Source organism: Acidovorax facilis (genome assembly GCF_023913775.1).
GTDB lineage: Bacteria > Pseudomonadota > Gammaproteobacteria > Burkholderiales > Burkholderiaceae_C > Acidovorax > Acidovorax facilis.
The window spans coordinates 1-8,602 of the sequence record NZ_JAMXAX010000192.1; the positions used below are offsets into that span (position 1 = coordinate 1).

The 8,602-nt window shown below is 66.7% G+C and carries 6 protein-coding genes and 1 pseudogene; 3 read left to right on the forward strand and 4 right to left on the reverse strand.

Annotation, left to right across the window (positions count from 1 at the left end):
• The first annotated feature begins 210 nt into the window (after window positions 1–210).
• Window positions 211–2,604, forward strand: coding sequence for a sensor domain-containing diguanylate cyclase (locus NFX52_RS28365; protein WP_055401537.1), 2,394 nt, complete (start codon window positions 211–213; stop codon window positions 2,602–2,604).
• 105 nt (window positions 2,605–2,709) lie between these two features.
• Window positions 2,710–3,600 carry an NAD-dependent epimerase/dehydratase family protein gene (locus NFX52_RS28370; protein WP_055401535.1) on the forward strand — a complete coding sequence of 297 codons (891 nt, stop codon included), beginning with the start codon at window positions 2,710–2,712 and terminating at the stop codon, window positions 3,598–3,600.
• 25 nt (window positions 3,601–3,625) lie between these two features.
• Here the strand turns inward: NFX52_RS28370 and NFX52_RS28375 are convergent, their stop codons facing one another.
• The 3 genes from NFX52_RS28375 to NFX52_RS28385 all read right to left on the reverse strand — a co-directional run bounded on the left by NFX52_RS28375 (window position 3,626) and on the right by NFX52_RS28385 (window position 6,369).
• Complete coding sequence (locus NFX52_RS28375; RefSeq protein WP_156358840.1) at window positions 3,626–4,588, reverse strand: amino acid ABC transporter substrate-binding protein; 963 nt, start codon at window positions 4,586–4,588, stop codon at window positions 3,626–3,628.
• Between the two features lie 101 nt (window positions 4,589–4,689).
• Window positions 4,690–5,466 carry an aspartate/glutamate racemase family protein gene (locus NFX52_RS28380; RefSeq protein WP_055401531.1) on the reverse strand — a complete coding sequence of 259 codons (777 nt, stop codon included), beginning with the start codon at window positions 5,464–5,466 and terminating at the stop codon, window positions 4,690–4,692.
• A 12-nt stretch (window positions 5,467–5,478) separates the two neighbouring features.
• Entirely contained in the window at window positions 5,479–6,369 is an 891-nt protein-coding gene (locus NFX52_RS28385) for a transporter substrate-binding domain-containing protein (RefSeq protein ID WP_055401530.1), read from the reverse strand.
• A 317-nt stretch (window positions 6,370–6,686) separates the two neighbouring features.
• Between NFX52_RS28385 and NFX52_RS28390 the strand changes: the two genes are divergently transcribed.
• On the forward strand, window positions 6,687–7,904 hold the full coding sequence (locus NFX52_RS28390) for a D-amino acid dehydrogenase (protein WP_055401528.1): 1,218 nt from the start codon (window positions 6,687–6,689) through the stop codon (window positions 7,902–7,904).
• A 49-nt stretch (window positions 7,905–7,953) separates the two neighbouring features.
• On the opposite strand, the pseudogene NFX52_RS28395 reads toward NFX52_RS28390, so the two are convergent.
• Window positions 7,954–8,490, reverse strand: a pseudogene (locus tag NFX52_RS28395) (LysR substrate-binding domain-containing protein); the annotation flags it as partial.
• Between the last annotated feature and the right edge of the window lie 112 nt (window positions 8,491–8,602).

The following is an 8,602-nucleotide window of genomic DNA, read 5'->3' on the forward strand; positions in this document are numbered from 1 at the left end:
GGGTCTTGGGCGACTCGCAGCGGTCTCAGCCGAGTCGAAAAGGCAGACTCCGCCTCGCGCCGCCGCGAACGGCGCTGCGGGGTCGACGCAATAGACCCGCGCGGCTCAAGTCCGACGGCCTCCTAGGCGGTTTGGAGCCTTGCCGCATTTGCCGGTACCGCAAACAGGGGCGCACTGCTAGACTTTCTGCGAACCTGGGACCTACCAACCATGCCCCCTGCTCCACCGCCAGCGCGCGAAGAACCTCCGGCTCTGCTGACGGCGGTCGTGTGTGGGGTCTGCGGCATCGGTGGGCTGGGGCTGCTGGCCTGGGCGCTGGCCAGCCATGTGCTGGAGGCGCCAGTGCGCGCGGCGCTGGTGGCTGCCGGGCTGGCGCTGTGGGCCATGGCCAGCCTGCACTGGCAGCTTGCACGGCGTGCGCAGCGCTGCCAGGTGGCGGCAGAGGCGGCACAGCAGGCAGCCCTGCAGGCCAGCGCACAGCTGTCGGCCACGCTCGACATCTTGCCCGACGGCCTGGCCATCTACGACGCGGACGACCGCCTGGTGCTGTGCAACACACGCTACCGCGAGGTGGCCCCGGGCATCACGATGGCGGTGGACTATGGGACACGGTTTGAAGACGTACTGCGCCGGGCCGCCGCTTCGGGCGAGATCCGGGACGCGCGGCCAGACCTGGAAACCTGGCTGGCGGGCCGCATGGAACGCCACCGATCACCGTCCGGCCCCGAAGTGCAGGAGGTGCGGGGCGACCGCTGGATGCAGCTGACCGAGCGCACGCTCGACGGCGGCGGCGTGGTGGTGCTGCGCACCGACATCACCGACACCGTGCACAAGGAGCGCGCGCTGAAACAGGCGCTGGCCGACGCCGAACGCGCAGAACGCCGCCTGCACGAGGCGGTGGACGCCATGCCCGCCGGCCTCGATATCTATGACGAGAACGACCGGCTGGTGCTGTGCAACAACTTCATGGCCAACCTGCGCCCGCACCTGCCCGTGCAGACATCGCTGGGCAAGACCTATGAAGAACTGCTGCGTGAAGGCCTCCAGCACGGCATTCCCGAAGAAGCGCGCGGCCAGGAAGAGCTGTGGCTGGCCCACGAACTGGCCCTGCGCGGCCACCGCCCTGGCCCCGAGGTGCGCCACTACCCCAATGGTGCATGGATGCACATGCACGAAAGCCGCACCCCCTCGGGCATGACCGTGGTGGTGCGGCTGGACATCAGCGACCTGATCGAGCAGCGCCAAAAGGCAGAGGAAGCCCGCCAGGAAAGCCAGCGCATGCGCCAGTTGCTGGAGCGCGCGGTGGAGGCCCTGCCCGTCAGCATCGAGATCTTTGACGAGCAGGACCGGCTGGTGCTATTTAACCAGCAGCTCTCGCGCATGTACCCCCACATGAACTACGCAGAGCATCTGGGCAAAAGCTTTGCCGACATCCTGCGGTATTCGGTGCAGCGGGGGCTGGTCCCCTCTGCCAACGGCCGCGAAGAAACCTGGATTGCCGAGCGCCTGTCAGAGCACGGCAGCCGCACGTCCAACCTGGTGCAGCGGCTGGCCGACGGGCGCTGGATCAACATTTATGAAACCCGCACCCCTGAAAACTATGTGGTGGCGGTGCGCCTGGACATCACCGACCTTATCGAGCAGCGCCAGGCACTCGAAGCGGCGCAGGACGAAGCCCAGCAGGCGCGGCAACTGCTGCAGGACGCCATCGAATCGCTGCCCGAGGGGTTTGCGCTGTTCGATGCCGATGACCGGCTGGTGGTGTGCAACGCGCAGTACCGACGGCTGTACCCCATCTCGGCACCCATGATCGTGCCCGGTAGCACCTTTGAGCAAATTGCCCGCTACGGCGTTGAGCGCGGGCAGTACCTGGACGCAGTGGGCAACGAAGAGGCCTGGCTGGCCCAACGTGTGGCCGACCACCAGGCCGCCATCCAGTCCGTTTTGCAGCACCTGACCGACGGCCGGTGGGTACAGGCCGACGAACGCCGCACCCCCCAGGGCGGCATTGCCGGTGTGCGCACCGACGTGACCCAGCTGGTGCGCAAAGAGCAGGAGCTGGCCGCCGCCAACGCCAAGCTGGCGCTGCTGTCCACCACCGACGGTGTCACCGGCATCGGCAACCGGCGCCGTTTTGACGACCGGCTGGCCACGGAATGGATGCGCTGCGGCAGGCACGGCCTGCCGCTGACCGTCATCCTGATCGACATCGACCACTTCAAGCTCTACAACGACCACTACGGCCACCTGGCTGGCGACGAATGCCTGCGCCGCGTGGCCCAACTGCTGCAAGCCACCATCCGCCGTGCAGACGAAGTGGCCGCACGCTATGGCGGCGAAGAGTTTGTGCTGCTGCTGCCCGACGTGCCGCTGCCCGAGGCCATGACCGTGGCACAGCGCTGCATGGACAACCTGCGGGATGCCGCCCTGGCCCACCCCCGCTCCCCCACGGCGCCCATCATCACGTTCAGCATGGGCATTGCGAGTGTGGTCCCACGCCCGGAGGCCGGGTCTGACACACTGGTGCAGGCGGCCGATGCAGCCCTGTACCGCGCCAAGTATGGGGGCCGCAACCGCTTTGAGGTGTTTGACCCGGGCGCATGAACAGGCCCGGCGCCGCTGGCAGCAGCGGAGCCCTCAGCGTTTTCGTGCACCGCTCCAAGAACCCGCACCCGCCGACGACCTTCTTTCCTTTCAAAGGCACTGTTGATGCACATCCTGCTGACCGGCTCCACCGGATTCATTGGCCACACCGTGGCAGCGGCACTGACCCGGGCAGGGCACACGGTGCACGGCGGGGTTTCACCCCGCCAGCGCACCGCGCAGCCGCTGCAGATCCCCATGAACTTTGCCCGCGACACCACGCCCGATGCGTGGCTGCCACGCCTGGCGGGGATCGACGCCGTCGTCAACGCTGTGGGCGTGCTGCGCGACAGCAGCGCACGCCCTATCGACGCCGTCCACCAGCACACCCCCGTGGCCTTGTTCAACGCCTGTGCTCAGGCGGGTGTGAGGCGGGTGGTGCACATCTCGGCACTGGGCATTGAGGGCAGCACCACGCGCTACGCCAGCACCAAGCGCGCGGCCGACGTGCATTTACAGGCCCTGGCCGCGCGGGGCGCCCTGAACCCCGCCATCCTGCGGCCCAGCGTGGTGTTTGGCAAAGGCGGCGACAGCAGCGCCCTGTTCATGAATCTGGCCCGCCTGCCCGTGGCGCTGTTCCCCGGCCCGATGCTCACGGCGCGCGTGCAGCCCGTGTCGGTGCACGACCTGGCCGCCGCCATCGTTGCGCTGCTGGGCCCAGCCATGGCCACCCAGGGCCTCATTGAATGCCCGGGGCCGGAAGCGCTGACCATGGGAGATTTCGTCGCCAGCCTGCGGCAACAACAGGGCCACGGCCCCGCCCGCGTGCTGCGCCTGCCCGACGCGCTGACGCAGCTCAGCGCCCGCATGGGCGATGCGGTGCCCAGCGTGCCCTGGTGCACCGAAACCCTGAGCATGCTGGGCAGCGACAACGCGGGCAATCCGGCCGTTTTCGAGCAGTTGCTTGGGCGCAAAGGCGTGCATTACAGCCAGCTGGTGGCTACGGCCTGGCGGTGACGGCCCACCCCGCGCGCCACCATGCCTACTGCGGCACGTAGTCCGACGGGTACTTGAGCGAATCTACCAGCAGGTGCGGCATGCGCATGCCCAGGTTGATGCCTTGGGGCGGAATCGGCTGAGTGAACCACTTGTCATACAGGCGGTGCAGCTCGCGGGTCTGGATCAAACGGCGCAGCTCGGCATCCACCACGGCCTTGAGTTCGGGGTTGTTGCGCTCAAACGCCACCGCATAGGGCTCGATGGTCATGGGCTTGCCGATGACCTTCAGGTCCTGCGGCCGGGTGTGGCTGGCGCGCAGGCCGTAGAGCAGCACGTCGTCCATCGCAAAGCCCTCCACCTTGCCGCTCACCACCCAGCCAAAGCCCTCGGCGTGGTCCTTGGCGGGCTCGATGCGCACGCGCACCGACTTGGTGGCAGCCTCGCGCGCCAGCGAATCAATGTTGGTGGTGCCCGCTGTGGATGCGAGTGTCTTGCCATCCAGGTCTTCGATGCGGGAATACGGCTTGTCGCTTTGCACCACGATGCGCGACGAGGCGATGAAATGCGCGATGGTGAAAGCCACGCGCTCACGGCGCGCGGCCGTGTTGGTGGTGGAGCCACATTCCAGGTCCACCTCGCCTTTTTCAATGGCATCGAAGCGGCTGCTGGAAGTGACCAGGCGGTAGGCCACCTTGGTCTCGCGCAGCTTGAGATGGCGCCCCAGCGCCTGCGCAACCTGAAGGCAAACATCCACGCTGTAACCCATGGGTGTTCCGTGGGCCACATAGGACATCGGCATGGACGATTCGCGGTGGCCGATGACCACCACGCCGCTGGACTGGATGCGTTGCAGCGTCTTCCCCTGGGATGGTGACGACGGCGCCGCCTGCGATGGTGCCGTCGCCTGTGCCAGCGCCTTGCCGCCACCCGCCGTGCCGAACGCAAGCGCAAGCACGGCCGCGCTCATGCTCACGCCCCGCCTTTTTCCGACCGTCGCAACTGTCATGGTGTTCACCTTCAATCAAGAAGTCGCCACCCCAGGCAGGCTGAGGACATGGCAAGAAAAAGGAGTCGGCCGCCCACCAAGCCGACGGCAGTGCGCTGGGCTCAGCCCGCAGGATGGATGTGCCAGTAGGCATGCCGGGCCAGGGCCGAGGCCAGCACCACCGAGGGATTCACCAGCGAGAGCCCTTCGAGCCGGGGGTGCTCCGCCAGCGCCAGGGGAATCTCGGTGCAGCCCATGATCAGCGTGGACACGCCGTAGCGCTCCTGCAGCGCAATCGACACGGCCTCAAAGCGCTGTCGCGCCAGCGGATAGTTGCCCGCCTTCACGCCGTCGTAGATTCCCTGCATCAACTGCTCGCGCTCATGGTCGTCGGGTACAAAGCAGGCGATGCGCGCACGCTCCAGCTCACGCTGGTACAGGCCCGCGTCGTAGGCGCCGCGTGTGGCCAGTAGCCCCACGCCCTGCACCTTGCGCGCCGACAGCTCGGCTACCACCTCCTGCACGCCGTGCAAGACCACCATCTGTGGAAACCGCTGCTGCAGGATGCCGTGCCACGCATGGGCCGTGTTGCAGGCAATCGCCACCACCCGCGCGCCCAGCGCAGCCAGCCGCCCGGTGGCCTGCAGCATGGGGTCTGCGGGCTGGTGCGCGCCGGGGCGCGTGTCGTTCAGCGCGGCCGTGCGGTCCGGTATGGGCACCTGCGCCAGCCAGTGCTCGGGGTAGGCCTGGTCGTGCACCGGAATGCCCAGCACCTCCATGCGGTCGGTGCAGGCCTGCACGAACAGGCGCACAAAGTCAGCCCCGGCGGCCGGACCCATCCCGCCCAAGATGCCCACCACCTGCGGGGCGTGGGGGTGGCTTGCAGACACTAAAGACATGCGCGCTCCGGCTTACTGTGCGGGCTTGTCGCTTTGGGCCACCAGGTTCTCGCGCAGCTCCTTGCTCATGGCCAGGTTCAGGTTCTGGTTGCGCGGTGGCACGGGCGACATGAACCACTTGGTGTAGAGCTTTTCGAACTCGCCCGACTTCATCATCCCGCCGATCACGCCGTTGACCAGCGCCTGGAACTGCGGGTCGTCCTTGCGCAGCATGCAGGCATAGGGCTCCACCTGCAGCGAATCGCCCACCACCGTCCAATCGGCCGGGTTGCGCTGGTTGCCCATCAGGCCGAACAGCAGGATGTCATCCATCGCAAACGCTTCCGCCCGCCCCGTTTCCACCAGCAACACGGAGTCGTCATGGTCTTTGCCCAGCACGATGTCCATGTCGAGGTTGTTGTCGCGGTTGTACTTGCGAATCACCTGTGCATTGGTGGTGCCCGAGGTGCTGGCCACCTTCTTCTTGGCCAGGTCAGCGTAGTTCTTGACGCCCGATGTCTTCTTGGTCAGCAGGCGCGTGCCGGTGTAGAAGTAGTTGATGGCAAATTGCACATCCTTGCCCCGCGCCGTGTTGTTGGTGGTCGATCCGCACTCGAGGTCGATGGTGCCGTTGGTCAGCAGCGGAATACGGTTCTGCGATGTCACCGCCTGCAGTTCCACCTTGAGGGCGGGGTTGTTCACACGCTTCTTCACGGCATCAACCACCGCGTTCGAGATGTCCACCGCAAAGCCCACCGGGGCACCGGGGCCCGAGAGGTAGCTGAAGGGCACCGACGACTCGCGGTAGGCTAGCGTGATCCTGCCCGACTCGGCAACCTTCTTGAGGGTGTCGGCACTGGCCATGGTGCTGGCCAGCAGGCCCGTGACCACTATGGCGGCGGAAGTGACGGCGGAGAGCTTCATGGGAATCCTTTTGCGAAAAATCAGGTGGACGGTTGAAAAAGCGAAACGCAGGGGCACTGTAAAAATTCGCGCCGCACTTGAACAATTCATTTGCACGGGTATGTCATGACCAAAAGTTATGCCGCCGATCTGGTGCACACCGCCGCACCATCCAAGTGCCATTTTTCCCATTCCGCGCGGCTGTTCCGTGCTGTGTGCCTTCCATCGGTGCACACGCATAACTTCCCGGCATGGCTGCGCATGGCATTGGCATTGTTCAAAGGCCCGCCCTCACCCTATATTGACTTTCAGTCAACCAACAACGTAGAACACACAAGATGCAGGTATGTGTCCTTGGCGCGGGCATCGTGGGCCTGGCCACCGCCTATGAGCTCCACCAGCGCGGCATGCAGGTGACCGTGATCGACCAGGCCCAGCCCGGTGCTGGCGCCAGCGGCGGCAATGGCGCGCAATTGAGCTACAGCTATGTGCAGCCCCTGGCCAATGCCGGCCTGTGGCACCAGTTGCCCGAACTGCTGCTGTCGCCCCGCTCGCCGCTCAAGATGCGCCCGCAGTGGGATGTGCACCAGTGGCGCTGGGGCCTCGAGTTTTTGCGGGCCTGCAACCGGCGTACGGCCGAGCGCAGCACCCAACACCTGCTGGCCCTGGCCGCACGCAGCCGCCACGGTTTTGAAGCCATGCTGCAGGCCGAGCAGCTTGACTGCAATTTCTCCAACACTGGCAAGCTCGTGCTGTACAGCACCCCCGCTGGCCTCGCCGCAGCGCAGCAGCAGATGGAACTGCAGCGCGGCTGGGGCAGCGAACAGGAGGCCGTGTCGCCCCAGCGCTGCGTGGAGATCGAACCAGCGCTGCAGCACTACCAGCGCCACATCGCAGGCGCCATCTACACCCCCAGCGAGTGCGCCGCCGATTGCCTGGCGGTCTGCCAGGGCCTGCAAAGGCTGCTGGCGGCACGCGGGGTGCGCTTTGTGCTGGGCACGCGCGTGGAGGGCTTTGTGCGCCATGCACGGCGCATTGCGGCAGTACAGACCAGTGCGGGGCCCATCGAGGCGCAGCAGTTCGTGCTGGCCCTGGGCAGCGCCAGCCACCAGGCAGCGAAGACGCTGGGCTTTCGCCTGCCCATCTACCCACTCAAGGGCTACAGCATCACGCTCGACACCACGGAGGCTCCCGGAGCAGCACCCCGCGTCAACGTGACCGATGCTGCGCGCAAGGTGGTCTTTGCACGCATCGGCCGGCGGCTGCGCGTGGCCGGCATGGCCGAGCTGGTGGGGCACAACGACCACATCCCCCCAGCACGCATCCAGAGCCTGTGCGAGTCCACCCGCGCGCTGTTCCCCGGCTGCAGCGACTTCAGTGAACTGCGCCCCTGGACCGGCATGCGCCCGGCCACGCCCACGGGCGTGCCGCTGGTGGGACGGCACCCCCACGCACCGGAGAACCTGCTGCTGAACACGGGCCACGGTGCGCTGGGTTTCACGCTGGCCTTTGGCACGGCGGCGCAGGTGGCCGCATTGGTAGCGCCCGCGGCCTGACACCGCGCGGGCGAAGGTGCGGGAGCGCAACAGCGTCCTGCACAAGGCGCTATTCGGCCTCCCGCAGACCCACAGACTCCAGCGTCTCGGCCACCGCCTGGCGCATGCACTGCGTCATGGCGCTGGCCAGCAGCGAGCTGGGCCGATTCACGGTGCGCAATGACTTGATGGGCACGGCAATGTGTGGAGCCAGCGCCAGCACCTCCACCTTGCTGCGGTCGGCCGACGCGGCCGTGCAGGTGTCGACCACCGCCACCGCATGGCCGTGGTGCGCCAGGGCCAGCGCGGCGTGGTAGGTCTGCACCGTGATCGCTGTCTGCAAGCCCACCCCGGCCTCCCGGCAGGCATGGTTGACCACCGTGCCGATGGGGTCACGCACATCGAGCCGCACCACCGGCGTATCCGCCAAGTCGGCCAGGTGCACCACGCCCGCAGCCACCAGTGCGGCATTGAGCATGCCCTTGGGCGCCACACACACCATGCGCCCATCGGCCAGGTGCTCCTGCGTGAGCGCGGGGTGGGCGATGGCGCTGAACACAAAGCCCACATCCGCCTCCTGCAACACCAATGCAGTGAATCGCCCCGGTTTCTGCGGAGGCTGTTTGGTTTAAGTCAGCCCACTTCCGCAGTGGCCTGACTGGCGAGTTGCCGGTAGTAGTTTGCCTCAGCCTCAGCAGGTGGGATGTACCCGATGGGTT